The sequence below is a fragment of the Citrobacter sp. Ce129 genome, assembly GCF_030334545.1.
Lineage (GTDB): Bacteria > Pseudomonadota > Gammaproteobacteria > Enterobacterales > Enterobacteriaceae > Citrobacter > Citrobacter europaeus.
This window is the reverse complement of the sequence record NZ_JAOWDS010000062.1, coordinates 108,159-131,916: the sequence shown is the minus strand read 5'-3', so window position 1 is coordinate 131,916 and position 23,758 is coordinate 108,159. Positions and strand designations below refer to the sequence as shown.

The 23,758-nt window shown below is 52.4% G+C and carries 26 protein-coding genes; 9 read left to right on the top strand and 17 right to left on the bottom strand.

The window, feature by feature from the left end:
- Positions 1-123: 123 nt before the first annotated feature.
- Positions 124-990, top strand: a complete 867-nt coding sequence (gene yghU, locus OGV77_RS12620; RefSeq protein ID WP_038633828.1) for a glutathione-dependent disulfide-bond oxidoreductase — start codon at positions 124-126, stop codon at positions 988-990.
- A gap of 88 nt (positions 991-1,078) precedes the next feature.
- Here yghU and hybG read toward each other — a convergent pair whose 3' ends face one another.
- The 11 genes from hybG to yghX all read right to left on the bottom strand — a co-directional run bounded on the left by hybG (position 1,079) and on the right by yghX (position 10,945).
- Positions 1,079-1,327: a hydrogenase maturation factor HybG gene (hybG, locus tag OGV77_RS12615; RefSeq protein WP_003024459.1), complete on the bottom strand. Its 249-nt coding sequence runs from the start codon at positions 1,325-1,327 to the stop codon at positions 1,079-1,081.
- A 29-nt stretch (positions 1,328-1,356) separates the two neighbouring features.
- Positions 1,357-1,698 (bottom strand): hydrogenase maturation nickel metallochaperone HypA, encoded by a 342-nt coding sequence (hypA, locus tag OGV77_RS12610; RefSeq protein WP_016157467.1) that lies wholly within the window; start codon positions 1,696-1,698, stop codon positions 1,357-1,359.
- Positions 1,691-2,179: a hydrogenase-2 assembly chaperone gene (gene hybE / locus OGV77_RS12605; protein ID WP_043017613.1), complete on the bottom strand. Its 489-nt coding sequence runs from the start codon at positions 2,177-2,179 to the stop codon at positions 1,691-1,693. The genes hypA and hybE overlap by 8 nt, the downstream gene beginning before the upstream one ends.
- On the bottom strand, positions 2,172-2,666 hold the full coding sequence (locus OGV77_RS12600) for a HyaD/HybD family hydrogenase maturation endopeptidase (RefSeq protein WP_043017614.1): 495 nt from the start codon (positions 2,664-2,666) through the stop codon (positions 2,172-2,174). Before OGV77_RS12600 ends, hybE begins: the two co-directional genes overlap by 8 nt.
- Entirely contained in the window at positions 2,666-4,369 is a 1,704-nt protein-coding gene (hybC, locus tag OGV77_RS12595; protein ID WP_003828353.1) for a hydrogenase 2 large subunit, read from the bottom strand. Before hybC ends, OGV77_RS12600 begins: the two co-directional genes overlap by 1 nt.
- Entirely contained in the window at positions 4,366-5,544 is a 1,179-nt protein-coding gene (gene hybB / locus OGV77_RS12590; RefSeq protein ID WP_003828354.1) for a Ni/Fe-hydrogenase cytochrome b subunit, read from the bottom strand. The genes hybC and hybB overlap by 4 nt, the downstream gene beginning before the upstream one ends.
- Entirely contained in the window at positions 5,534-6,520 is a 987-nt protein-coding gene (gene hybA / locus OGV77_RS12585) for a hydrogenase 2 operon protein HybA (RefSeq protein ID WP_003828357.1), read from the bottom strand. The genes hybB and hybA overlap by 11 nt, the downstream gene beginning before the upstream one ends.
- Before the next feature lie 2 nt (positions 6,521-6,522).
- Positions 6,523-7,641 carry a hydrogenase 2 small subunit gene (gene hybO / locus OGV77_RS12580; RefSeq protein ID WP_043017615.1) on the bottom strand — a complete coding sequence of 373 codons (1,119 nt, stop codon included), beginning with the start codon at positions 7,639-7,641 and terminating at the stop codon, positions 6,523-6,525.
- A gap of 188 nt (positions 7,642-7,829) precedes the next feature.
- Positions 7,830-8,117: a DUF2623 family protein gene (locus tag OGV77_RS12575; RefSeq protein ID WP_003024490.1), complete on the bottom strand. Its 288-nt coding sequence runs from the start codon at positions 8,115-8,117 to the stop codon at positions 7,830-7,832.
- A gap of 84 nt (positions 8,118-8,201) precedes the next feature.
- Positions 8,202-9,842: a methyl-accepting chemotaxis protein gene (locus tag OGV77_RS12570; protein WP_043017616.1), complete on the bottom strand. Its 1,641-nt coding sequence runs from the start codon at positions 9,840-9,842 to the stop codon at positions 8,202-8,204.
- A gap of 215 nt (positions 9,843-10,057) precedes the next feature.
- Entirely contained in the window at positions 10,058-10,945 is an 888-nt protein-coding gene (gene yghX / locus OGV77_RS12565; protein ID WP_087051198.1) for a YghX family hydrolase, read from the bottom strand.
- A gap of 155 nt (positions 10,946-11,100) precedes the next feature.
- Between yghX and OGV77_RS12560 the strand changes: the two genes are divergently transcribed.
- The gene (locus tag OGV77_RS12560) at positions 11,101-12,141 is read left to right on the top strand and encodes an aldo/keto reductase (RefSeq protein WP_032945003.1); all 1,041 of its coding nucleotides are present in this window, start codon (positions 11,101-11,103) and stop codon (positions 12,139-12,141) included.
- Positions 12,142-12,209: 68 nt separating this feature from the next.
- Here the strand turns inward: OGV77_RS12560 and OGV77_RS12555 are convergent, their stop codons facing one another.
- On the bottom strand, positions 12,210-12,713 hold the full coding sequence (locus OGV77_RS12555; RefSeq protein ID WP_087051197.1) for an ESA_00282 family adhesion-associated protein: 504 nt from the start codon (positions 12,711-12,713) through the stop codon (positions 12,210-12,212).
- 104 nt (positions 12,714-12,817) lie between these two features.
- On the opposite strand from OGV77_RS12555, the gene OGV77_RS12550 reads away from it, so the two are divergent.
- Complete coding sequence (locus OGV77_RS12550; protein ID WP_043017620.1) at positions 12,818-13,222, top strand: hypothetical protein; 405 nt, start codon at positions 12,818-12,820, stop codon at positions 13,220-13,222.
- Between the two features lies 1 nt (position 13,223).
- On the top strand, positions 13,224-13,631 hold the full coding sequence (locus OGV77_RS12545) for a hypothetical protein (protein ID WP_043017621.1): 408 nt from the start codon (positions 13,224-13,226) through the stop codon (positions 13,629-13,631).
- Positions 13,632-13,701: 70 nt separating this feature from the next.
- On the opposite strand, the gene exbD is transcribed toward OGV77_RS12545, so the two are convergent.
- Both exbD and exbB read right to left on the bottom strand, forming a co-directional pair.
- Positions 13,702-14,127: a TonB system transport protein ExbD gene (gene exbD / locus OGV77_RS12540; protein WP_016154501.1), complete on the bottom strand. Its 426-nt coding sequence runs from the start codon at positions 14,125-14,127 to the stop codon at positions 13,702-13,704.
- Positions 14,128-14,133: 6 nt separating this feature from the next.
- On the bottom strand, positions 14,134-14,868 hold the full coding sequence (gene exbB, locus OGV77_RS12535; RefSeq protein ID WP_043017622.1) for a tol-pal system-associated acyl-CoA thioesterase: 735 nt from the start codon (positions 14,866-14,868) through the stop codon (positions 14,134-14,136).
- Between the two features lie 250 nt (positions 14,869-15,118).
- Here exbB and metC point away from each other — a divergent pair, with 250 nt between their 5' ends.
- A complete protein-coding gene (metC, locus tag OGV77_RS12530) occupies positions 15,119-16,306 on the top strand; it encodes a cystathionine beta-lyase (protein WP_043018001.1) in 1,188 nt (395 codons plus the stop codon).
- A gap of 131 nt (positions 16,307-16,437) precedes the next feature.
- A complete protein-coding gene (yghB, locus tag OGV77_RS12525) occupies positions 16,438-17,097 on the top strand; it encodes a DedA family general envelope maintenance protein YghB (RefSeq protein WP_043017623.1) in 660 nt (219 codons plus the stop codon).
- Positions 17,098-17,186: 89 nt separating this feature from the next.
- Here the strand turns inward: yghB and OGV77_RS12520 are convergent, their stop codons facing one another.
- On the bottom strand, positions 17,187-18,086 hold the full coding sequence (locus OGV77_RS12520; RefSeq protein ID WP_140389834.1) for an AraC family transcriptional regulator: 900 nt from the start codon (positions 18,084-18,086) through the stop codon (positions 17,187-17,189).
- Between the two features lie 193 nt (positions 18,087-18,279).
- Here OGV77_RS12520 and yqhD point away from each other — a divergent pair, with 193 nt between their 5' ends.
- On the top strand, positions 18,280-19,443 hold the full coding sequence (gene yqhD, locus OGV77_RS12515) for an alcohol dehydrogenase (protein WP_087051196.1): 1,164 nt from the start codon (positions 18,280-18,282) through the stop codon (positions 19,441-19,443).
- Positions 19,444-19,545: 102 nt separating this feature from the next.
- Positions 19,546-20,373 (top strand): 2,5-didehydrogluconate reductase DkgA, encoded by an 828-nt coding sequence (dkgA, locus tag OGV77_RS12510; RefSeq protein ID WP_080626092.1) that lies wholly within the window; start codon positions 19,546-19,548, stop codon positions 20,371-20,373.
- Positions 20,374-20,407: 34 nt separating this feature from the next.
- Here the strand turns inward: dkgA and OGV77_RS12505 are convergent, their stop codons facing one another.
- Positions 20,408-20,836 carry a carboxypeptidase-like regulatory domain-containing protein gene (locus tag OGV77_RS12505; RefSeq protein ID WP_087051195.1) on the bottom strand — a complete coding sequence of 143 codons (429 nt, stop codon included), beginning with the start codon at positions 20,834-20,836 and terminating at the stop codon, positions 20,408-20,410.
- 88 nt (positions 20,837-20,924) lie between these two features.
- Here OGV77_RS12505 and OGV77_RS12500 point away from each other — a divergent pair, with 88 nt between their 5' ends.
- On the top strand, positions 20,925-21,380 hold the full coding sequence (locus OGV77_RS12500; protein WP_008785817.1) for an HIT family protein: 456 nt from the start codon (positions 20,925-20,927) through the stop codon (positions 21,378-21,380).
- Between the two features lie 103 nt (positions 21,381-21,483).
- Here the strand turns inward: OGV77_RS12500 and OGV77_RS12495 are convergent, their stop codons facing one another.
- Positions 21,484-23,655 (bottom strand): YgiQ family radical SAM protein, encoded by a 2,172-nt coding sequence (locus OGV77_RS12495; protein WP_003024532.1) that lies wholly within the window; start codon positions 23,653-23,655, stop codon positions 21,484-21,486.
- Between the last annotated feature and the right edge of the window lie 103 nt (positions 23,656-23,758).

Genomic DNA, 23,758 nt, shown 5'->3' with positions numbered 1-23,758 from the left:
AATGAACGGGTTAGATTTATCTTCCCCTTTCAGCACAAAGCGACATAAAGTCCCAATCTGTTAAATTGAGTTCTACCTAACTGCTACACTGCATCAACACAACCACTCAGAAGGCAGGTCAATATGTCAGACAATACCTATCAGCCCGCGAAAGTCTGGACGTGGGAAAAATCGAACGGCGGCGCTTTCGCCAATATCAACCGTCCTGTTTCCGGTGCCACCCACGAAAAAACGCTGCCGGTTGGCAAGCATCCGCTGCAGCTCTATTCGCTGGGTACGCCAAACGGGCAGAAAGTGACGATTATGCTGGAGGAGCTGCTGGCGCAGGGCGTGAAAGGCGCAGAATACGATGCCTGGATTATCCGCATCGGCGATGGCGATCAGTTTTCCAGCGGCTTTGTTGAAGTGAATCCGAACTCGAAGATCCCGGCGCTGCGCGACCACTCGCAAAACCCACCGGTTCGCGTATTCGAATCTGGCGCAATTCTGCTCTATCTGGCTGAAAAATATGGTTATTTCCTGCCGCAAGATTTGGCAAAACGTACCGAAACGCTGAACTGGCTGTTCTGGCTACAAGGCGCGGCGCCGTTCCTCGGCGGTGGTTTTGGCCACTTCTATAACTATGCGCCGGTAAAAATCGAGTACGCGATCAACCGCTTCACGATGGAAGCCAAGCGCTTACTCGACGTGCTGGATAAGCAGTTAGCGCAGCATCAGTTTGTGGCCGGAGATGAATACACCATTGCCGATATGGCGGTCTGGCCGTGGTTTGGCAATGTGGTGCTGGGCAACGTGTACGACGCGGCAGAGTTCCTCGACGCAGGAAGTTACAAGCACGTGCAGCGCTGGGCAAAAGAGATTGCAGCGCGCCCGGCGGTTAAGCGTGGTCGTATTGTAAACCGCACTAATGGACCGCTGAACGAGCAACTTCATGAACGCCATGACGCCAGCGACTTCGATACCAATACCGAAGATAAGCGCCAGGGTTAACGTAAGATGCCGGATGGCGGCGCTAACGCCTTATCCGGCCTACATATAAGGCGCGGGCCTGATAAACGCTGCGCCATCCGGCATAAAATCACGCGCTGGTGACGTCGTACTCCATGCGGCGAAGTGCGTCTAACGTGGCTTTAGCTTCATCTTCATCAATGATGCTCATGGCGAACCCTACGTGCACCAGCACCCATTGCCCGACAAGCTCAGCCGTATCACCTTCACAAATCAGGGCAATATTGACATCACGTTTGATGCCGCACACTTCAACCTGCGCAAGCTGGTGAATATCTTCACCAACGGCCAGAACCTGACCAGGGACTCCAATACACATATCTGACTCCGCCCCATAGCAACTATGGGTTATTCGACTTCAATACTTTTCACTTTCAGTGAATCGCCAGCATCAACCCGCAGACGATCGCCCTGACATTGTGGACACTGCGCGTCATGCTGGGTGATTTCCACAACCTGACTGCAATCCCAGCACCACGCCTGGGCTGGTTTGTAATCAATATGCAGTTCACACCCCTGGGCCAGCGTTCCCTGACAGACGATGTCGAAACTAAACCGAACGGCGCTCTCTTCAACGCAGGAGAGCGCCCCGATTTCCAGCCAAACGCCGGTTACACGTTTGACACCGTGCTGCTCTGCCTGCTGTTGAACAATCTCAACCGCGCTCTGACAAAGGGACAGCTCATGCATTTTCGCAGTTCCGACGACCCAGCAGCAGCGCGCGGCGATTTAGCTGCGGCGCATTCGGATCGCTCACCGGCAGCGATAACAGCATGCGCGCGCAATCGTCAGTCAGACGGACGCCTTCTTGCGCCGACATACTGTGCGAAAGCGGCGACATCAGTGAGCAGGAGAAATATTGCGATACGCCGTCCAGTTCACCCACGGTAAAGGTCATCTCGCCATACGGCAGACGCAACCCGACTTTTTCGCTGACTTTACGCACCGGCCAGATCTGGTCCGGTCCGGGGAAAATCAGTGCGCTCAGCATCCAGGGCGTGATAACACACCCCGTCCACTGTCCTTCAAACAGCGTAAAATCAGAGACATATACCGGCATATTCGGATGCAGGAAAGAGAGATCGTGCATTGAACGCCGGGCAACCTCTTCAAACGCTGCCTGAATCTGCATCTTCGGGGCCGTCTGAAAACCGACAAACTCCTCAGACATGAGCCGCCTCCCGAGGGATCGCTTCAACGCCTGATTCGCGAAGCGCGGCAAGAACCTGCTCAAGCGCAGGTTCGATCATCGCTTCAACCGTTGGCGTTAGCCCGATATGCGGTTCCAGCGATTCCGGAATAACGCCGACTAACGTCAGCTTTTTCGGAAACTCGCCGGTAAAACGCAGGGCCGACAATACGTCGGCCAGGCCAAGCTGGTGCGGTGAGATTTTGTTGGTAAACAGCGCCGGGATCTCTTCATCCCGCAGGACCATCATCGTTCCTGGCGTGCTTTTCTTCGACACAATGGCGTCAGCAATGATCAGATGATCTCTGTTCGCCATATCGCCGAGAAGCTCCATCCCAGCCGTACCACCGTCCAGAACATCAACAAAGTCTGGCAGGATGTACCGCTGCTCTAATGCCTCAACGATACGCACCCCGATGGCTTCGTCGGTCAGCAAAATATTGCCGACCCCTAAGACTAATATCCGCATTACAGAACCTTAACTGAGACCACTTCGTTCCCGTCAACGTCCACCACATGCACCGCACATGACATACAAGGGTCGAAGGAGTGAATGGTACGAACCACTTCCAGCGGTTTGTTTGGATCGGCAATCGGCGTACCTACCAGCGAGCGCTCATACGGTCCCACTTCATCATTAAAGTTACGTGGGCCAGAGTTCCAGGTTGACGGAACAACCGCCTGGTAGTTGCTGATAATGCCGTCTTTAATCACCATCCAGTGAGACAGCATACCGCGCGGTGCTTCGAGGAAACCAACACCTTTGAATTCGCCCGTTGCCGGAATATCCGGTTTCACGAAGGTGGTGTGGTCGCCTTTACCGATGTTCACAATCAGCGCGTTGTACTGATCCTGCAGAACGTTCTGCAGTTCACAGCAGTGAACGGTACGGCCAATAATACGGCCCAGCGTAGAGTGCAGCTGTGACACTTCGATAGTTTTACCGGTCAGCTTGGTGTAAATCGCGATGATTTCATTCAGCTTGGCATGGGTAGACTCGCGTTTAGCCGCCAGTTTACACAGCATGTTGGCCAGCGGACCCACTTCAACCGTTTTACCGTAGAAGGTCGGCGCTTTAACCCAGGAATATTTGCCGTCATCTGACCAACCGGTGTAATCAGGAACCGTTGTGCCTTCCCACGGAGCCTGCGGCGCTTCGTCTTTGTACCACGCGTGTTTCGCGCTTTCCTGAATCCCTTTGATCAGGTATTCATCGGAATGAGAGGTGATCGGACGATAGGTCGACAGATCGGCATCGGTGATATAACCGCCAGGGAACAGGAAGCTGCCGTTTTTACCGTCAGTCGGGAATTCCGGCGCGCTCAGATAGTTAACCGCCCCCTGACCACGTTCCAGCCACTCAGGATAGAACGCCGCAATAACCGCGGTATCTACCTTGTAAACCTGCTCAACGAAGTCGCTCAGCTTATCGATGAAGGACTTGATGTACATCAGACGCTCAAGGTTCAGCACGCCGAGGCCGTCGAGGTTAATTGGGTTAGCAACCCCCCCTACCGCCAGGTTCTGGATGTGCGGCGTTTTACCGCCCAACAGCGCCACAACGCGGTTGGCATCTCGCTGGCATTCCAGCGCCTGCAGGTAGTGAGCGACCGCAATCAGGTTTACTTCCGGCGGCAGCTGCATTGCCGGATGACCCCAGCAACCGTTGGCAAAAATGCCTAACTGACCGCTGGCGACAAGATCTTTGATCTTGTTCTGAACCTTGGTGAACTCTTCTGCGCTGTTCAGGTGCCAGGAGGACACGCCGTTCAGCATGGCAGACGCTTTCGCAGGGTCAGCTTTCAGAGCAGAGGTGATATCCACCCAGTCCAGCGCAGACAGCTGATAGAAGTGAACAATGTGGTCATGCGTGGTGTGCGCAGCGAGAATGATGTTACGGATATACTGTGCGTTTACCGGAACATCAATATTCAGCGCGCTTTCTGCTGCACGAACGGAAGAGATAGCGTGAGTGGTCGTACAAACGCCACAGATACGCTGCACAATCATCCAGGCATCGCGCGGATCGCGGTTTTTCACGATCTCTTCCATGCCGCGCCACATGGTACCGGAAGCCCATGCTTTAGATACCACGCCATTTTCGATTTCGCAGTCGATGCGTAAATGACCCTCAATACGGGTTACCGGATCAATAGTAATTCTCTGGCTCATGCTTTGCTCGCCTCATGACGATTTTGATCGTTTTGTTTTAAAGGAGGAAGTATCGGCAGTAGACGAATGAGTACGATGTATGCACAAATCTCAATAGCCACAAAACCAATAGAAATCAACAGTTCTTCCCAGGTCGGGAAGTAGTGGTAGCCACCACCAGGATTGAACGCCACCAGCGAATAGGACAGACGCCATGTTGCACAACCCAGCAATGCGCTCAGCGCAGACAGATACAGCATGCGCGAGTCATTACGCAACTTAGTGACGCGCAGCACCACCAGCGGGAAGACCATCAGCACGACTTCAAGCCAGAACATCAGGGAGTAAAGATCGCCTGAGAACGCATAGGACAGCTTGTCGCGATAGATCAGTTCGCCAAAGCGCAGTACCACGAAAATCGCCAGCAGCACGCTGATGGTATTCGTCAGCTTGATGAACAAACTTTTCTCGTCCGGACCGTTACCTTTCAGACCGGCTTGTACCAACGAGCCTTCAAAGATGACGATCGAGAAGCCCATAATAAAAGCGGTTAATACGGAGAAAAGCGGCAACATTTCATAAGCTTGCCAGAGCGGATGCACCTTATAACCCGCAGAAATCATCAATGAACCCATTGAAGACTGGTGCATGGTTGGCAGCAGCGCGCCGAGGGCAATAATAAAGAACATCACTTTATTCAAACGCTTGAGAGAAACTTTCCATCCCAGACGTTCAAACAGAGCCGGAGCAAATTCCAGCGCCATGATGCCGATATAGATGGTCATACAGACCGCCGTTTCGAACAGTACCGAGTTCACGTTGAAGTGGCCCGGAATGTAGAAATACGGCAGGTTCCAGTAACGACCAACGTCAATGGTGATCGACAGACCACCCAGCGAGTAGCCAAACAAGCTCGCCAGCAGCGCCGGACGTACCAGCGGATGGTATTGTCCTCTGTTGAAAACATACACCGCCCACGCCAGCGCCCAACCGCCGCACGCGAAGCCGGTACCAATCAACAGGTCAAACGCGATCCATACACCCCATGGGAAACCGCCGTTCAGATCGGAGACTGAGCCCAATCCGAAGACCAGACGTTTCACGATCAGGAGCATACACAGGACGATAAGCGGCCCAAAAATAATGACCGGTTTGCTGATTATTTTTCCGCCCAGCGGTTTAGGATCATGACTCATGATCGTCTCCTCCATCGTGATGGTCGTTTTTCGTATTACGACGAACCAGCACGGTTAAGCCCGCCAGCGCAGCCAGGGGTAATATCATGCCCTTGTACAGGGAATGTTGAACATGTTCGGAACGCGCACCGGTTGAAAGATCATCCAGTTTAGGCAGATCCAAATCCTCGTAAGGAACACCTGTCAGAACCATTACCTGAGTACCACCACCCTCTTTCTCGCCGTACAAATGGGGGTAATACTTCGGTACCGTATGCAGATAGGTATCACCTGCTTTCACCGTCTGACGCGGATAGTGGTATTCGCTGCCCGGCTTCAGCGCGAGACGTTTTTTCGCCTCAGCCATCAGCTCTTCACGCGTACCAAAAATCACCGCACCGGCAGGGCATACTTCAACACAACCCGGTAAACCGCCTTTGTCCAGACGCTCAACCCCTTTCTGGTTACACAGTTCACACTTGTGAAGCGCACCAAACGGGTTGTTGTAGTCGTACTTAGGCACGTTGTATGGGCAGGCGACCATGCAGTAACGACAGCCTGTGCAGACATCTTTGTCATAGTGGACGATGCCGGTTTTTGGATCTTTCTTCAGCGCAGAGACTGGGCAAACGGAGACGCAGTTCGGATCGACACAGTGCATGCACTGTTTCTTAATGTATGCGTAGCCATTTTCTTCCTGGTCTTTGTTAACGCCTGTTCCGCTACGCCACACCTGAATGATGTTATTGGTATACGGCGACAGTTTGTCGTTGTTTGACCAGGTTTGCTCGCCTTCCGGATTACGCGCCGGGAAGTTGATATCCTGACACTTGGTGACACAAGCCTGGCAGCCTACACACAGCGTTGAGTCATAGAGCATCCCTAAAGAACCAGGGATCGGCGGACGGTTTTCTGCAGCCGCATGGCTGATGGACGGCGCAGCGCCCAACAGCAATGCCCCGCTGGAGGCTGCTTTAATAAAGTTACGTCTGTTCACGGTTATTCTCCCCGTGAGTCAGCGTTATCTTTCTTCTGCTGACGACCCAGTTCACGAACCGCCATCACGCTGACGCCGGCAACCAGTCCTACTACGCCACCAAGCAGCCCAATCGCTCCGGCAGAAACATTGCCGCCTTCTTTCATATTGACGTCAGGTTTTTCGGAACGCGGCGTTTGGTTTTCCACATGAGCAAGCTGGTGAATACCTTTATGGAAACCGATACCTTCTTCGTTACAGCCATAGCAAGGGTGACCGATAGCCACCGGCCATACGCCTCCAACATCGCAGAATTGCAGCGTTGAGCAGTTGCCGTAGGTTTCTGGTCCTTTACAGCCGAGATGGTAGAGGCACCAACCTTCACGGTGACCTTCATCGCCAAACTCTTTCGCAAAACGGCCTGCGTCAAAGTGCGGGCGACGCTCGCAGTGTTCGTGAATCAAACGGCCATAGGCGAATGTCGGACGGTTTTTGGTATCCAGTTTCGGCGGCTTACCGTAGGTGATGATATGCGCGACCGTGGCGAGGAAGTTGTGCGGGTTCGGCGGACAGCCGGGGATGTTGATGATGGTTTTGCCTGGCAGAACTTCCTGCAAGCCGACGGCACCCGTTGGGTTAACGCCAGCAGCAGCAACACCACCCCATGCGGCGCAAGAGCCGATAGCAATGATAGCGGCTGCGCCTTCTGCGGCCCGACGAATGTGATCCACGATCGGCTCACCGGCAACCATGCAGTAAATACCATTGTCTTTCAGTGGGATAGAACCATCTACAACCAAAACATATTGCCCTTTGTACTTCTCCAGAGCGTTATGTTTATTCTCTTCAACCTGATGGCCGAAGGCGGCGGAGAGCACCTCATGGTATTCCAGAGAGATGGTCTCCAGAACGAGGTTTTCCACTGTAGGGTGTGTCGCGCGAAGTAGCGATTCAGTACAACCCGTACACTCCTGAGCCCCAATCCAGATAACCGGTGGGCGCTGAGGACGAGAAACTGATTCGGCCATTTCTGCGGCGGCTTTGCTACTGAGCCCCATGGTAGCGGCCAGTGCTGCACAAAGCTTCATGAAATCACGGCGATTAATGCCGTTCGAATTGATGAGAGAGTTATCTCCAGTCATTTTATAGTTATTCCGTTGCGAAGACCTGGCTTTTATTTTGCACCATTCGCATGTTGCATATTGCGATCGGCGCGCCATTACCACACTTTTTATATGGTTATGTGCATTATAATACTTCGGCGGAGCAACAAAACGAAGGCGTAGGTCAATAGTGTAATTAATTAAAGCAAGATAATACCCCTTTCGGATCAAGCTTCGAGACGATAGCCAGCCATGAAAAAACGAATTGTTGTACTGGACTGGTTCTCTTTAAAGAAATCCATAACCATCTCTTTATCCAGCCCATAGCGGCGCGTGAGGATCCCCGCCTCCCAGGCGCTGAGCTGTCGATCGCCCGTTTTTTCAAACATTCGATGAGAAAATCCCAGTACAAAGCCGCGTTTATAATCAGCACAAAAATTGGCTACCGAGCGCGCGCTATCCGCGCTTGACGCGTTTAATCCGGCCATCAGGCCTTTTCCAAAATGGTTGTCCATGCATAACCTCCAATCGCTATATAATAAATTATATAGCGATTTTTTAAGCAAAGACCAGAGGTATCACGAACTTTTTATGTCAGCTTAAAAGGACACCCATTCATCCGTTTTAGCTGCCGCAGACGTTTTGCTGTCTGCTGAAGGGGAAGCGGTATTAGCGGCGGCGTACTGCACATCATTCGCTGAGAGGCGGAACTGTTGCACCGAGCGTTGCAGTTCTTCCGTTTGTCGTTCCAGCGCCACAGCCGCGGCGGAAACCTGCTCTACCAGCGCCGCGTTCTGTTGCGTTACGCTGTCCATTTGGGTGATCGCTACGCTCACCTGCGAGATGCCTTTGTTCTGCTCTTCCGAGGCAGAGGCAATTTGTTTCATGATGACGGTCACTTCGGTGGCGCCGCGCAGAATCGCCTCCATGGTTAATCCCGTCTCTTTAACCAGACGAGCGCCCTGATCGACGCGACGCGACGACTCGCCAATCAGCGTCTCAATCTCTTTCGCCGCCCCGGCGCTGCGGCTGGCAAGGTTACGCACTTCACCGGCAACGACGGCAAAACCACGTCCCTGTTCGCCTGCTCTGGCGGCTTCAACTGCCGCGTTCAGCGCCAGAATGTTGGTCTGGAAAGCGATGCTATTAATAACAGAGGTAATTTCCGCGATCTGTTTAGAGCTGGCGGCAATGCCATCCATCGTCTCAACCACTTCTGAAACCAGGGTGCTCCCTTTACCTGCCGTTTCTGTCGCCGTGTCGGCAAGCTGGCTGGCTTCACGCGCGTTTTCAGCGTTCAGTTTTACCGTGGCGGTCAGTTGCTCCATGCTGGCAGCGGTCTCTTCCAGCGCAGCGGCCTGTTCTTCAGTTCGCGAGGAGAGATCGTTGTTGCCGGTGGAAATTTCCGTAGCACCTCGCCAGATGTTGTCACTACCTGAACGGATGGTACTGACGGCTTCGCGCAGGCTGTCCTGCATCGCGCACAGTAACGGCACCAGTTGGCCCACGCAGTTACGACCAAAATCTTCAATTGGATGGCTGAGGTCGCCCTGTGCAATCTGCTGGAACTGCTGGCGGATACGCCCCAACGGCTTCACCATCATGGCGACGAGGTAACGGTCAGTGAAAAACAGGAGAGCAATACCGAGGATCACGGCGGTAATGATTAGCGTCCGGATGATAGACGTTTTACCATCAACCATGACGCGCGTGGTATCAAGCCGCTCGCCTGCCGTGGTGTTAAAGCGTTCTGCACTGGCGCCAAACTCCCGGCTCAGCGCTGGCGTAACGGTGCTGGCATGTTCCGCAAAGGCCGTAAGCGTGCCCTGCTGCGCCAGTTGCATTTGCGGGATCACGCCGTTGTCCAGCAGCGCCTGCCACTTCGTCAGTACCGCCGCGGCCACTTCCGGATCCATTGGTCCTGGAGACAACGTTTTCATCTCCTGGAGTTTTTTGCTCATGTTCTCCAGGGACTGCTGCGCTGGCGCAAAATCAGGCGTTCCGCCGCTCATTTTGACATCCATGGCGCGACTCAAGCGCGTGACGAAACGAAAGTACTGATCGTTCCCCTGGCTGAGCACCGTCATCTGATGGACGAGATGACGGTCAATATCATTGCCTTCAGATATTTTTGATAAAGAATGAAGACTGAATAAACCCACGCCCGACCAGAGCAGGCAAAAAAGTCCCAGTATTGCCAACATGACAATACGAATAGTGAAGTTTTTCAGCAAACGCATAATAATTTCCTTGCCGTTGATGAGGAATTCGCCATCAGGCGATACTTATCCTTGTTATCGGCAGGCAACAGAGAAGATATAATGCGTTCTTTATTTTTTTACTTTCTTAAGTACATTCAATATCTATTTACACTATATCAACATGAATGCTAATGAAATTAGCTAGCATTATTATTCAGATGATTAACCTGAAGCATTAAATAATCCTTTGTTTTCTATCGTAAATATTTGTTAAACCATGCAAGAGTACGCTCCCAGGCTAAATCAGCAGCTGCTTTATCATAACGCGGTGTCGAATCATTATGAAAACCATGATTAACGCCGGGATAGATATATGCCTCATAGACTTTCTTATTAGCCTTCAGTGCCGCTTCATAAGCAGGCCATCCCTCATTAATTCGGGTATCTAGTTGCGCATAGTGTAGTAATAAAGGCGCGTTTATTTTGGGGACATCAGCCGCAGGAACCTGTCGACCATAGAAAGGCACCGCGCAGGCCAGTTCAGGGAAAGCGACGGCTGCGGCGTTCGACACACCACCGCCATAGCAAAAACCAGTGATCCCCACTTTTCCCGTCGCGCCGGCAAAACGCTGCATATATTCAATGGCGGCAAAAAAATCGTTCATCAGCTTTACCGGGTCAACCTGCTGCTGTAACTCCCGGCCTTTATCATCATTGCCAGGATATCCCCCCACCGAACTTAATCCATCAGGCGCGAGTGCAATATACCCCGCTTTCGCCACCCGTCGCGCCACATCCTCAATATACGGATTCAGCCCGCGATTCTCATGCACCACCACAACCGCCGGAACTTTCCCCGTCGCATTAGCGGGTTTAACCAGGTATCCCCGCACATCGCCATGCCCTTCGGGTGATGGATAGGTAATATATTCCGCCAGGATATCAGGATCGGTGAACTCCACCTGCGTTGCGAGAGCATAATTGGGTTTCAACATGTTGAATAACGCCAGCGCCGTCATACCTCCGACTGCATATTTCGCCGCAAGACTGAGAAATTCGCGTTTCGTTATTTTTCCATGAGCGTAATAGTCATAGTAGTCGAGCAGTTCTTGCGGAAAGTCTTTGGCAGTTAGACGCGACATGGCAGGACTCCTGGCTGATGTTTTTTTAAGCAAAGCACAGTGGTCTGTTTTTGCCCAGTTTTTCATCCCAGTGTGACCTGGTGAACGGGATATTCGCCGTGAACCCGCTAGAATAGAAACGTTGTTTCGAAATTCACCTGCACTAAGGAGATCTCATGGCCTGGTTTGCCAATCCTGAACGTTACGAGCAGATGCTCTATCGCTACTGTGGGCGCAGCGGTTTACGCTTACCCGCGCTGTCGCTAGGTTTGTGGCACAGTTTTGGGCACGTTCAGGCGCTGGATTCCCAGCGCGCCCTGCTGCGTAAAGCATTTGATTTAGGCATCACGCATTTTGATTTAGCCAATAACTATGGGCCGCCTCCGGGCAGCGCAGAAGAAAATTTTGGCCGCTTACTGCGCGAGGATTTTGCACACTATCGTGATGAACTGATCATTTCTACCAAGGCAGGCTATGACATGTGGCCAGGCCCATACGGTTCTGGCGGTTCGCGGAAATACCTGCTCGCCAGCCTCGACCAAAGCCTGAAACGCATGGGCCTCGACTATGTCGATATCTTTTATTCGCACCGCGTTGACGAAAATACGCCAATGGAAGAGACCGCCTCGGCTCTGGCCCATGCGGTGCAAAGCGGCAAAGCGCTGTATGTCGGCATCTCATCCTATTCCCCGGAACGTACGCAGAAAATGGCCGAGCTGATGCGGGAATGGAAAATTCCGCTGCTAATCCACCAGCCTTCCTACAACTTGCTTAACCGTTGGGTAGACAGTAGTGGTCTGCTGGATACGCTGGAATCCAACGGTATGGGCTGTATCGCATTTACGCCGCTGGCCCAGGGGCTGCTGACGGGGAAATACCTCAACGGCATTCCGGAAGGTTCCCGCATGCAGCGTGAAGGGAAAAAAGTTCGAGGGCTGACGGAAAACATGCTGACGGAAGAAAACCTTACCAGCCTGCGTTTGCTCAATGAGATGGCGCAACAGCGCGGACAGTCGATGGCGCAAATGGCCTTAAGCTGGCTGCTAAAAGATAACCGGGTGACTTCGGTATTAATTGGCGCCAGCCGACCGGAGCAACTGGAGGAGAACGTTCAGGCGTTGGCTAACCTGACGTTCAGTGCCGAAGAATTGGCGCAGATCGATAAGCACGTTGCGGACGGTAAGCTGAACCTGTGGCAGGCCTCATCTGACAAGTAGCCGTATGCCACTTCGTGCCGGGTAGCGGCGTTAGCCTCCCCGGCACGTAATACGGGCCAGCAAGTCCCTCACACCTCTTCCGCTTTAATCTCTGGACGTTGAAATTCCGGCCACACCAGCGCGACAAGCGCAGGATAAGCCTCCAGGCTGAACTCCCTGAAACACTGGCGTAAGTTGAGCACGTCCAGATCGGCATGCGGGACTTTCTCACCGCTCAGACAGCGCTTTTTAATATTGTCGTAATATTTATACACCGCAGAGTTGAGATCGCTACAACGCCGCTGTGCATCAAATAGACCTGGCGTCTCATTCAACTCTACCATTGTCATCCGTTTGATCGTCGAATGGATAAAATCGATATATTCGTGATTAACGCGCCAATACCATACCGGGGTAATCGAATTCATCAGTAGCGAAAAATGATCCTCCCCCTCTTCTTTACTCAGCATTTCCGGCTGATTTTCAGAGTACCCATTTTCTGTTTCTCGGTTTTTATTTGCACTGCGCATCAACAAAAGTACCCCGCAGGTAAGCAATAGCAGGGTAATAACAGAATAAAATATACTGTTCATATACTGGCTCCATTTTTTTTGATTTTAAAATTACGCCATGCTATTGTCAACGCGGCCTGGTTTAATTAAAACAACATCTCATTGGCATCAAAGGATATTTCAACATGCTTCCCGAGCATCTTGTTCCCTCGCGTTTTCACTTATCCAGCTCCTCATCCAATACCAGTCCCGCAGATAATAGTGAAAATTTGACTCAGGGGAAGAGAACATTAAGTGATTACGAACCCGATATTTTGATTAGCTCTGCCGCTACCGGCCAGGCACGCAATATGTTATTTGAAGAGTGCGACCGCCATTTAAAAGAGCGCCTGTTTCGTGCCGCAAAAATTGAGTCATTCACTCGCCTGCTCAATTCACTACAAGCGGAAGGTGACATCAACGCTCAAGAATTAAGTAAAATTTTGTCCACAAAAACAGCCACCGTTAATGAGCAGGGCAATAAAATTTGGCTTAATTTAATTACCCGCGAAACCAGCGATCCTATTTTTTATTCTCTGGAAGAGAAATAAAATGAAAGATGTTGAGGATAATAATGTTTATTTGGCTTTAGATGACCATAAAAGCGATGAGTTTGTCTTAAAGCAAAATTTAGCCGTGCTGATTGCCAATAAAAACGCGACGCTGGAAAGCGTGGCCCAGGAAATAGTTTCTATACCTGCCGCACTGGTGCGTATGAAATGGCAAAATCGCCGTGAAATTTATGCACTACAGGCTAAGGAAGAGATCTACGGCGCCGCGATTGAAGCCATTATGGAGCAGCAACCAGAACTGCGGGACAAAATCATGGCCCGACTGGAGAGTACTTACCAGCATATACTCAAGCGAGAAACGGCCACCTTACGCCTGACGCGTAAACTGTCTGAGGGGAACTACGAACCCACCAGGATAACGACTGTCGCACTGGATGAGAACAGATAAGGGCGTGCGGAGGAGCTGGAACAGGAGCTGCAGGCCGGGTAAGGCGACAACCATTACCCGGCAACGAGGATTACTTCGCTTTTACGGTCTCTTCACCGACCAGACCAATTTTCAGGAAACCCGCCTGATGCAGCGTATCCATCACTTTCATCATGGTTTCATAATCGACGGTTTTATCCGCACGGAAGAAAATCGTAGTGTCTTTCTTCCCATCGGTCAGCGTATTTAATTCGCTAATCATGGTGTCGTCCGTCACCTGATTATTGCCGATAAACATACTCTTATCGGCTTTTACCGACAGATAAACCGGTTTTTCCGGACGCGGCTGCGGGGTACTGGTGGAAGCAGGGAGATTCACTTTCACATCCACCGTTGCCAACGGCGCGGCTACCATAAAGATGATCAATAAAACCAACATAACGTCGATAAACGGCGTCACGTTGATTTCATGCATTTCACCGTTATCGTCCAGGTTTTCATTAAAGCTCATTGCCATGGAACATCATCCTACACGTAATTTCTGCGCAGCACGTACTGGATGCGCAGAAGCGCTAGCATTCAGGTCCAGATCGCGACTTTGCAGCAACAGCACCTGTGCCGCGACATCGCCCAGCATCGCTTTATAGCTGCCAATCTGACGTGCGAAAATGTTGTAGATAACGACCGCAGGAATTGCCGCGACCAGACCGATCGCGGTCGCTAATAGCGCTTCTGCGATACCCGGCGCAACAACGGCCAGGTTGGTCGTTTGGGTTTGTGCGATCCCGATGAAGCTATTCATGATACCCCATACGGTACCAAACAGACCCACGAATGGAGAGATAGCCCCGATAGTGGCCAGGTATCCGTTACCGCGACCCATATGACGGCCTACCGCCGCCACACGACGCTCCAGACGGAAGCCGGTACGCTCTTTGATACCTTCGTTGTCGTCGCTGCCTTCTGACAGTTCCAGTTCGTTCTGCGCTTCATAAACCAACTGTGCGCCCAGGCTTTTGCCATCGAATCCTGCGGCAATCTCACTTGCCCTATCTAAAGAGCGGGCTTCCGCCAGCAGTTGCTGCTCACGCTTAAGGCGGCGTTTCTGAGTAAAGAACTCAAGGCTCTTACTAAAGAAGATAGCCCAGGTGACCACTGACGCCAAAATCAGCCCAATCATCACGCACTTAACCACGATATCGGCGTGCTGATACATACCCCAGACGGAAAGATCCGTCTGCATCAAATTATTACCCACTCTGTATCTCCAGGACGCAAATCACAAAATCTGAGCGTAATGATATCAAAAAGACGTCGAATTGATAGTCGTTCTCATTACTATTTACATATTGCCGCACCTTTGGTTTCTTTTCCTTGCGCTTACGCAGTAAAAAAGTCACCAGAAGCATTTTGAGATTATTTTCTACTGTATGACCGTTCCGCAGGATGCGTCACCTTTGATTCATGGTAGTTTAGACATCCAGACGTATAAAAACAGGTCAGACAACATGGCAGATAAACAACTTGAAACCAAACTCGTCCACGCAGGACGCAGTAAAAAGTACACGCTGGGCTCGGTAAATAGCGTGATCCAGCGCGCTTCTTCGCTGGTGTTTGACACCGTCGAGGCCAAAAAGCAGGCTACGCATAACCGGGCTAACGGTGGGCTTTTCTATGGCCGTCGCGGAACCCTGACGCATTTCTCCCTGCAGGAAGCGATGTGCGAACTGGAAGGCGGTGCAGGTTGCGCCTTGTTCCCCTGCGGCGCAGCGGCCGTTGCCAACACCATCCTCGCCTTTGTGGAGCAAGGGGATCATGTGCTAATGACCAACACCGCCTATGAACCCAGCCAGGATTTCTGCACCAAAATTCTCGGCAAGCTCGGCGTGTCCACCGGCTGGTTCGATCCGCTGGTTGGCGCCGGTATAGTGAAGCACATTCAGCCGAACACGAAAGTCGTATTTCTGGAATCTCCCGGCTCGGTCACTATGGAAGTGCATGATGTTCCAGCTATTGTTGCCGCCGTCAGACGCGTCGCGCCGGATGCTATCATCATGATTGATAACACCTGGGCTGCCGGGGTGCTGTTCAAAGCGCTGGATTTTGGTATCGATATTTCTATTCAGGCAGGTACCAAATATCTGATTGGTCATTCCGACGGCATGGTCGGCACGGCGGTATCTAATGCCCGCTGCTGGGATCAACTGCGCGAAAATGCCTATCTGATGGGGCAAATGCTGGACGCCGATACCGCCTATATGACCAGCCGTGGACTGCGTACGCTGAGCGTTCGCCTGCGTCAGCACCATGAAAGCAGCGTAAAGGTCGCCGAGTGGCTGGCCAGCCATCCGCAGGTCGCCCGCGTGAATCACCCGGCGCTGCCCGGCAGTAAAGGTCACGAATTCTGGAAGCGTGATTTCTCCGGCAGCAGCGGCCTGTTCTCCTTTGTATTGAATAAGAAACTCAATCATGAGGAGCTTGCCGCATATTTGGATCACTTCAGCCTGTTCAGCATGGCCTACTCCTGGGGTGGTTTTGAGTCGCTGATCCTCGCTAACCAGCCAGAACACATTGCCGCTATCCGTCCGCAAGGTGAGGTGGACTTCAGCGGAACGCTCATCCGTTTGCATATTGGTTTAGAGAATGTTGACGATCTGATTGCCGATTTGGCCGCAGGATTCGCCCGAATCGAGTAAAATTGCCACAGATGGACATATATGCAGACACTTCTGGTGGAAAAGTCTGCAATTGTTGCGTCCGGGATCAAGGCATCCCGGACAATTCAGGAGTACAATCCACACATAAACGCTGTTCCACAGGAAAGTCCATGGTAGTCATTCAAGATATTGTCTCCGCGCTCTGGCAACACGATTTTGCCGCGCTGGCGGATCCGCACGTTGTGAGCGTGGTTTACTTCGTCATGTTCGCCACACTGTTTTTAGAAAATGGTCTGCTACCCGCCTCCTTTTTACCCGGAGACAGCCTGTTATTGCTGGCAGGGGCGCTGATCGCTCAGGACGTGATGAGTTTTTTACCTACCATAGCTATTCTGACTGCCGCCGCCAGTCTGGGCTGCTGGCTAAGCTACATTCAGGGACGCTGGCTGGGCAACACGCGGACGGTAAAAGGCTGGCTGGCGCAATTGCCTGAAAAATACCATCAGCGCGCCACCTGCATGTTTGACCAACACGGACTGATGGCGCTGCTGGCAGGACGCTTCCTGGCGTTTGTTCGCACCTTGCTGCCAACAATGGCGGGAATTTCTGGCCTTCCAAACCGTCGGTTCCAGTTTTTTAACTGGCTGAGCGGTCTGCTGTGGGTGACCGTCGTCACCAGCTTTGGCTATGCACTGAGCATGATCCCGTTCGTCAAACGTCATGAAGATCAGGTGATGACCTTTTTAATGATCCTGCCGGTTGCCCTGTTAACCGCAGGTCTGTTGGGAACGCTGTTCGTGGTAATTAAAAAAAAATATTGTAGCGCCTGAGCCGCATCCGAGGCCGGATAATCTCCGGCATTTCGCCTGATGGCGCACAGCTTTAAGGCCTGCGGAGTAACTGTCAGGCCAACATGAAATCAACTCCCCTGCATCATTCGAATTCTGGCCGCATCTTCCCCCGGCGTTACACCAAAGAAACGTTTAAACTCCCGGCTAAATTGCGATGCGCTCTCATAGCCGACGCGCATGGCAGCCGCACTGGCCTTCATTCCATCGTGGATCATCATCATCCGCGCTTTATGCAAACGGTAGCTCTTCAGATATTGCAGCGGCGACGTGCTGGTCACCGCTTTAAAATTATGATGAAACGCCGACACGCTCATGTTCGCTTCTGCCGCCAGCTGTTCTACATTGAGGTTTTCGGTGTATTTGGTTTCAATCCGCTTCAGCACCCGGCTTATCAAACTGAAATGCGTCTGACGGCTGACCAGCGCCAGTAACGCGCCGCCACGCGGCCCGGTCAGCACATGGTAGAGGATCTCACGAATAATCTGTTTCCCCAGAATACGCGCATCCAGCGGTCGCTCCATCACATCCAGCAGGCGCTCAGCGGCGCAAAGAATTTCGTCAGAGAGCGTCGCGGAGTTGATCCCGCTGGCCGCCATGGCGGGCTGGAACAGCTCATCTTCCCCGATGTCCATCAACAGCTCCTGCAGCTGCAGAATATCGACATTCAGGTAAATACCGGCCAGGGGAACCTCCGGTGTCGCATGCGTTTCACATTCAAAGGGTAAAGGAACGGTTAGCAGCAGGTATTCGTTGGCGTCATAACGAAATACACGCTCATTGATGTAACCAATTTTATGTCCCGAAAAGAGAAATATGATGCCTGGCTGATACATGACCGGCGTACGGGCCGCTGGCTCCGTGCCGTGCAGCAGGCGGACATCTGGCAGCAATTCACTGAGTTTATTTTCATTGTTTTTCAGCTGTTTAATTTTATCTGTCAGCAGAAGGCAGATCTCATCACGGTTCATGGAGCACCATTTCATCATCGGTTTTCGACCCTGACATAATGCGCAGATTTATCCGTTTTCTCCAGCAGTCTGTAGAAATGGGCAAGACATCGGCAGAAATGAGCATTGAGAGCAACGCGGCGGGCGACCACAATGTTCATCATCCGGCAGACACCTCCTGCCCTCTTTTTTTACCCACATAAGGGAACGAGCAATGAACAACTTTAATCTCCATACCCCAACCCGTATTTTGTTTGGTAAAGGCGCTATCGCTGAGCTGCGCGATCAAATCCCTCAGGATGCTCGCGTACTGATTACCTACGGCGGCGGCAGCGTGAAAAAAACCGGCGTTCTGGCACAGGTTCAGGATGCGCTGAAAGGCCTGGATGTGCTGGAGTTTGGCGGTATTGAGCCGAACCCGTCTTATGAAACGCTGATGAACGCAGTAAAAATCGTGCGTGATGAAAAAGTGACGTTCCTGCTGGCTGTAGGCGGGGGTTCTGTGCTGGATGGCACCAAATTTATCGCGGCAGCGGCACAGTACGCTGACGGTATCGATCCATGGCGCATTCTGGAAACCCACGGTAACGACGTAACAAGCGCTATCCCGATGGGCTCAGTATTAACCCTTCCTGCAACCGGCTCTGAATCTAACTCCGGTGCGGTAATTTCGCGTAAAACCACCGGCGATAAGCTGGCCTTTATGACCCCGTTTGTGCAGCCGGTATTTGCCGTGCTGGATCCGGTTTACACCTATACCCTGCCGCCGCGTCAGGTTGCGAACGGCGTCGTGGATGCCTTTGTGCATACCGTTGAGCAGTATGTGACTTATCCGGTAGACGGGAAAATTCAGGATCGCTTTGCCGAAGGCATTCTGCTGACACTAATAGAAGAAGGCCCGAAAGCATTGCAGGAGCCGGAAAACTACAACGTGCGTGCGAACGTCATGTGGGCGGCGACCCAGGCGCTGAACGGCCTGATTGGCGCAGGCGTACCGCAGGACTGGGCAACCCATATGCTGGGCCATGAACTGACCGCAATGCACGGTCTGGATCATGCTCAAACATTGGCCATCGTTCTGCCAGCGCTGTGGAATGAAAAACGCGACACCAAACGCGCCAAACTGCTGCAATACGCAGAACGTATCTGGAATATCACCGAGGGTTCTGACGATCAGCGTATCGACGCCGCCATTGCCGCCACCCGTCAGTTCTTCGAGCAAATGGGTGTCCCGACTCGCCTGTCTGACTACGGCCTGGACGGTAGCTCTATCCCGGCGCTGCTGGAAAAACTGCAAGCGCATGGCGGTACGAAACTGGGCGAACATCAGGACATTACGCTTGAGGTCAGCCGTCGGATTTACGAAGCGGCTCGCTAAGGTTTTTTGACCTCCGCCTTTCGTTTTTGGGTATTTATACCAGGCTTAAGTCACACCATGTCACCGGAGTATGTTCCGGTGACAGTTATTCAGGGGGGAATTATGACCACTCCAACCATGATCAAACTACAGGATGGTAACGTCATGCCGCAACTGGGCCTGGGGGTCTGGAAGGCAAGCAACGAAGAAGTCATTACCGCCATTCATAAAGCGCTGGAAGTGGGGTATCGCTCAATTGATACCGCTGCGGCGTACAAAAACGAAGAAGGTGTCGGCAAAGCAATACGCGATGCTGGCATACCACGGGACGAGTTATTCATCACCACCAAGCTGTGGAATGATGACCAAAAACGTCCCCGGGAAGCCTTGCTCGAAAGCATGGAAAAACTCCAGGTTGATTACCTCGATCTGTACCTGATGCACTGGCCGGTTCCGGCGATCGATCACTACGTTGAAGCGTGGGAAAACATGATCGACCTGCAAAAAGAAGGTCTGATTAAAAGCATCGGCGTGTGCAACTTTCAGATCAACCATCTCCAGCGGCTGATGGATGAAACCGGCGTACCTCCGGTGATTAACCAGATAGAACTTCATCCGCTGATGCAACAGCGCCAGCTTCATGCCTGGAACGCCACACATAAAATCCAGACCGAATCCTGGAGCCCGCTGGCGCAGGGCGGGCAGGACGTCTTTGATCAAAAGATCATCCGTGACCTCGCTGAGAAATATGGCAAAACACCGGCGCAGATTGTCATCCGCTGGCACCTGGATAGCGGGCTGGTGGTGATTCCGAAATCGGTCACCCCTGCGCGTATCGCAGAAAACTTTAACGTCTGGGACTTCCGCCTGGATAAAGATGAATTAGGCGAAATCGCGAAACTCGATCAGGGCAAACGTCTGGGACCAGACCCGGACCAGTTCGGCGGTTAACTCCCCCTTTAAGCCCGGCGCCAGATGTCCGGGCTTACTCACTACCAGGCTGGCAAATCCCCGCTTTTGGTATCGAATGCGACGCATCCGGCAAGGAACATGTCACGCGATAAGCCTCGCCATCTGCCGCATGCACCCCGCCCAAACGACCGCCCAGTTCAACCTCGTACGAATCCCCTTCAGCGGAAATATGCAGCGCGGAGCGATAAATCCAGTCCATGGGGCCAATTGGCAGAAAGAATGTCCATTCGTACTTATCGGGAAAGGAAAAAAAACCATCTCGATCGGACACGGTACTGACTGGAGATGCGTTACTGTTTAAGGTAATTTCCGCACCCTGAACGGGTTGTCCAGCGCTATTTGTCAGTCGCCCATCCACCGCGGGCTGCGTCTGATGATGTGCCACACAACCGCTTTGTAGTATCACCGTCAGCAGCACTGCTGACCTTATCCACTTAGCCATCCTTGCTCTCACTTTGAATTAAGTCCATTTACGTTTTCCAGGAGCGAATGATACTCTGAGTCCATCATCCCCTGGAAGAGTCACCGCAATGACCTGTATTTTCTGTCAAATTGTTGAAGGCAAAGCGCCCTGCCATAAGGTCTGGGAAGACGAGCATCACCTGGCTTTTCTGTCGATTTTCCCGAACACCGACGGTTTTACCGTGGTGATCCCGAAAAAGCATTACCCCAGCTATGCCTTCGATATGCCGCCGCAGGCGTTGGCTGACCTGATGCTGGCAACCCAAAAAGTGGCTAAGAAACTGGATAAGGCTTTCCCGGACGTCAGCCGTACGGGGATGTTTTTCGAAGGTTTCGGCGTAGACCATGTGCACAGTAAATTAAGCCCCATGCACGGTACTGGCGATTTAACCCACTGGAAACCGATTGAAGCGCGGCAGAACAAATTTTTCGAGCAGTATGAAGGGTATCTGTCGTCACACGATCATGAACGGGCGGATGATGCAAAACTGGCCGCATTAGCGGCCAGAATTCGTGAGGCGTAAGTACTGAGTCTCTCTACTGGATGGCGGCGCAAGCCACTTACCCGGCCTACAAAATCGTGCTATTCGTAGGCCTGATAAGTATTTCACTACCAGGCAGGACGGATTAGCGCCCCGCCACTTTCCCACGTTTTTTGTTCGCGGCAGGCGTCTGGCGCTGATGCGCCACTGGCGTATGTTTAGTCAACGCCGGACGAGTATGACGGTTCTGACGACGTGCTTCGCGCATCTCTTCCAGCGTAGGCGCCGGAACCAGACATTCGCGACGACCACCGATCAGATGCTTTTTACCCATATCTTCCAGCGCCTGGCGGATTAACGGCCAGTTGGCTGGATCGTGGTAACGCAGCAGGGCTTTATGCAGACGACGCTGCTTATCACCTTTCGGCACCACCACGTCTTCACTCTTATAACCAATTTTACCCAGCGGGTTTTTCCCGGTGTAATACATGGTTGTGGAGTTCGCCAGCGGCGATGGGTAGAAGTTCTGCACCTGATCGAGGCGGAAACGACGTTGTTTCAGCCACAGCGCCAGATTCACCATATCCTCGTCACGCGTACCCGGGTGCGCGGAAATAAAGTACGGGATCAGGTACTGTTCTTTACCCGCCTGTTTAGAGTAGGTATCGAACAATTCCTTAAAGCGATCGTAGCTGCCCATCCCCGGCTTCATCATCTTCGACAGCGGGCCTTCTTCAGTATGCTCTGGCGCAATCTTCAGATAGCCGCCAACGTGATGGGTCGCCAGCTCTTTGATATAACGCGGATCTTCAACCGCGATGTCATAGCGTACACCGGAAGCGATGAGGATCTTTTTAATACCTTTCAAATCACGCGCACGGCGATAAAGGTTAATCGTCGGTTCGTGGTTGGTATCCATATGCGGACAAATATCCGGATAGACGCATGACAGACGACGGCAGGTCTGCTCCGCACGCGGTGACTTACAGCGCAGCATATACATGTTCGCCGTTGGGCCACCGAGATCGGAAATCACGCCGGTAAAGCCCGGAACGGTGTCGCGAATGGCTTCGATTTCATTGATGATCGAGTCTTCAGAGCGGCTCTGGATGATGCGGCCTTCGTGCTCGGTGATCGAACAGAACGAACAGCCGCCAAAGCAGCCACGCATAATGTTGATCGAGAAGCGGATCATCTCATAGGCCGGAATACGGCTGTCGCCATACGCCGGATGCGGCACGCGCTTGTAAGGCAGCGCAAAGACGCTGTCCATCTCTTCGGTAGAGAGCGGAATGGCTGGCGGGTTGATCCAGATGTAGCGATCGCCATGCTTTTGCATCAGCGCGCGCGCGCAGCCTGGGTTGGTTTCGTGGTGCAGGATACGCGACGCATGCGCATACAGCACTTTGTCGCCCTTCACTTTTTCGAAGGACGGCAGCAGCACGTAGGTTTTTTCCCACGGTTTCGGTCGTGGCGGCTGTACGGTTACCGCTTTCGCTTCCTGTTTTTTCGGGGCGACAGGTTTGTTGTCGGCACACGGCAAATCTTCGCCGTACGGATGTGGAATCGGGTCAATCTTGCCCGGCGTGTCGAGACGCGTGGAGTCCACCCCACTCCAGCCCGGCAGCGCTTCTTTAACCATAATCGCGGTGTTACGCACGTCGCGGATCTGATCGATAGTTTCACCCATCGCCAGACGATGTGCCACTTCCACCAGCGGACGTTCGCCGTTGCCGAACATCAGCATGTCGGCTTTGGAATCCACCAGAACGGAGCGACGAACGGTATCAGACCAGTAGTCATAGTGCGCGGTACGGCGCAGGCTGGCCTCAATGCCGCCGAGAATAACCGGCACATCTTTCCATGCTTCCTTACAGCGCTGGGTATAAACCAGCGTGGCGCGGTCCGGGCGTTTGCCTGCCACGTTGTCTGGCGTGTAAGCATCGTCATGGCGCAGTCGGCGATCGGCGGTATAACGGTTGATCATCGAATCCATGTTGCCTGCGGTCACACCAAAGAACAGGTTCGGTTTACCCAAACGCATAAAATCGTCTTTGTTGTTCCACTCCGGCTGGGCGATAATCCCAACGCGAAAGCCCTGCGCTTCCAGCATACGGCCGCAAATTGCCATGCCAAAGCTGGGATGGTCGACGTATGCATCGCCGGTAACCAGAATGATGTCGCAGCTATCCCAGCCAAGTTGGTCCATTTCGTCACGTGACATCGGCAAAAACGGTGCCGGGCCAAAACAGGCAGCCCAGTACTGCGGCCAGGAGAAAAGGTCTCTGTCCGGCTGGATCAGGGATATTGCGCTCATAGTGCTTCCAAAAATGGTAAAAAAATAATCAAAGGCCGGGGATTATACGCTGGATCAACAGGGGAAATGAAGGAGTATTGTGAAGATGTTAAATTTCATCTCT

Coding starts and splice junctions, on each gene's coding strand:
- yghU (WP_038633828.1), top strand. CDS start 124: ATGTCAGACAATACCTATCAGCCCGCGAAAGTCTGGACGTGGGAAAAA.
- hybG (WP_003024459.1), bottom strand. CDS start 1,327: ATGTGTATTGGAGTCCCTGGTCAGGTTCTGGCCGTTGGTGAAGATATT.
- hypA (WP_016157467.1), bottom strand. CDS start 1,698: ATGCATGAGCTGTCCCTTTGTCAGAGCGCGGTTGAGATTGTTCAACAG.
- hybE (WP_043017613.1), bottom strand. CDS start 2,179: ATGTCTGAGGAGTTTGTCGGTTTTCAGACGGCCCCGAAGATGCAGATT.
- OGV77_RS12600 (WP_043017614.1), bottom strand. CDS start 2,666: ATGCGGATATTAGTCTTAGGGGTCGGCAATATTTTGCTGACCGACGAA.
- hybC (WP_003828353.1), bottom strand. CDS start 4,369: ATGAGCCAGAGAATTACTATTGATCCGGTAACCCGTATTGAGGGTCAT.
- hybB (WP_003828354.1), bottom strand. CDS start 5,544: ATGAGTCATGATCCTAAACCGCTGGGCGGAAAAATAATCAGCAAACCG.
- hybO (WP_043017615.1), bottom strand. CDS start 7,641: ATGACTGGAGATAACTCTCTCATCAATTCGAACGGCATTAATCGCCGT.
- OGV77_RS12575 (WP_003024490.1), bottom strand. CDS start 8,117: ATGGACAACCATTTTGGAAAAGGCCTGATGGCCGGATTAAACGCGTCA.
- OGV77_RS12570 (WP_043017616.1), bottom strand. CDS start 9,842: ATGCGTTTGCTGAAAAACTTCACTATTCGTATTGTCATGTTGGCAATA.
- yghX (WP_087051198.1), bottom strand. CDS start 10,945: ATGTCGCGTCTAACTGCCAAAGACTTTCCGCAAGAACTGCTCGACTAC.
- OGV77_RS12560 (WP_032945003.1), top strand. CDS start 11,101: ATGGCCTGGTTTGCCAATCCTGAACGTTACGAGCAGATGCTCTATCGC.
- OGV77_RS12555 (WP_087051197.1), bottom strand. CDS start 12,713: ATGAACAGTATATTTTATTCTGTTATTACCCTGCTATTGCTTACCTGC.
- OGV77_RS12550 (WP_043017620.1), top strand. CDS start 12,818: ATGCTTCCCGAGCATCTTGTTCCCTCGCGTTTTCACTTATCCAGCTCC.
- OGV77_RS12545 (WP_043017621.1), top strand. CDS start 13,224: ATGAAAGATGTTGAGGATAATAATGTTTATTTGGCTTTAGATGACCAT.
- exbD (WP_016154501.1), bottom strand. CDS start 14,127: ATGGCAATGAGCTTTAATGAAAACCTGGACGATAACGGTGAAATGCAT.
- metC (WP_043018001.1), top strand. CDS start 15,119: ATGGCAGATAAACAACTTGAAACCAAACTCGTCCACGCAGGACGCAGT.
- yghB (WP_043017623.1), top strand. CDS start 16,438: ATGGTAGTCATTCAAGATATTGTCTCCGCGCTCTGGCAACACGATTTT.
- OGV77_RS12520 (WP_140389834.1), bottom strand. CDS start 18,086: ATGAACCGTGATGAGATCTGCCTTCTGCTGACAGATAAAATTAAACAG.
- yqhD (WP_087051196.1), top strand. CDS start 18,280: ATGAACAACTTTAATCTCCATACCCCAACCCGTATTTTGTTTGGTAAA.
- dkgA (WP_080626092.1), top strand. CDS start 19,546: ATGACCACTCCAACCATGATCAAACTACAGGATGGTAACGTCATGCCG.
- OGV77_RS12505 (WP_087051195.1), bottom strand. CDS start 20,836: ATGGCTAAGTGGATAAGGTCAGCAGTGCTGCTGACGGTGATACTACAA.
- OGV77_RS12500 (WP_008785817.1), top strand. CDS start 20,925: ATGACCTGTATTTTCTGTCAAATTGTTGAAGGCAAAGCGCCCTGCCAT.
- OGV77_RS12495 (WP_003024532.1), bottom strand. CDS start 23,655: ATGAGCGCAATATCCCTGATCCAGCCGGACAGAGACCTTTTCTCCTGG.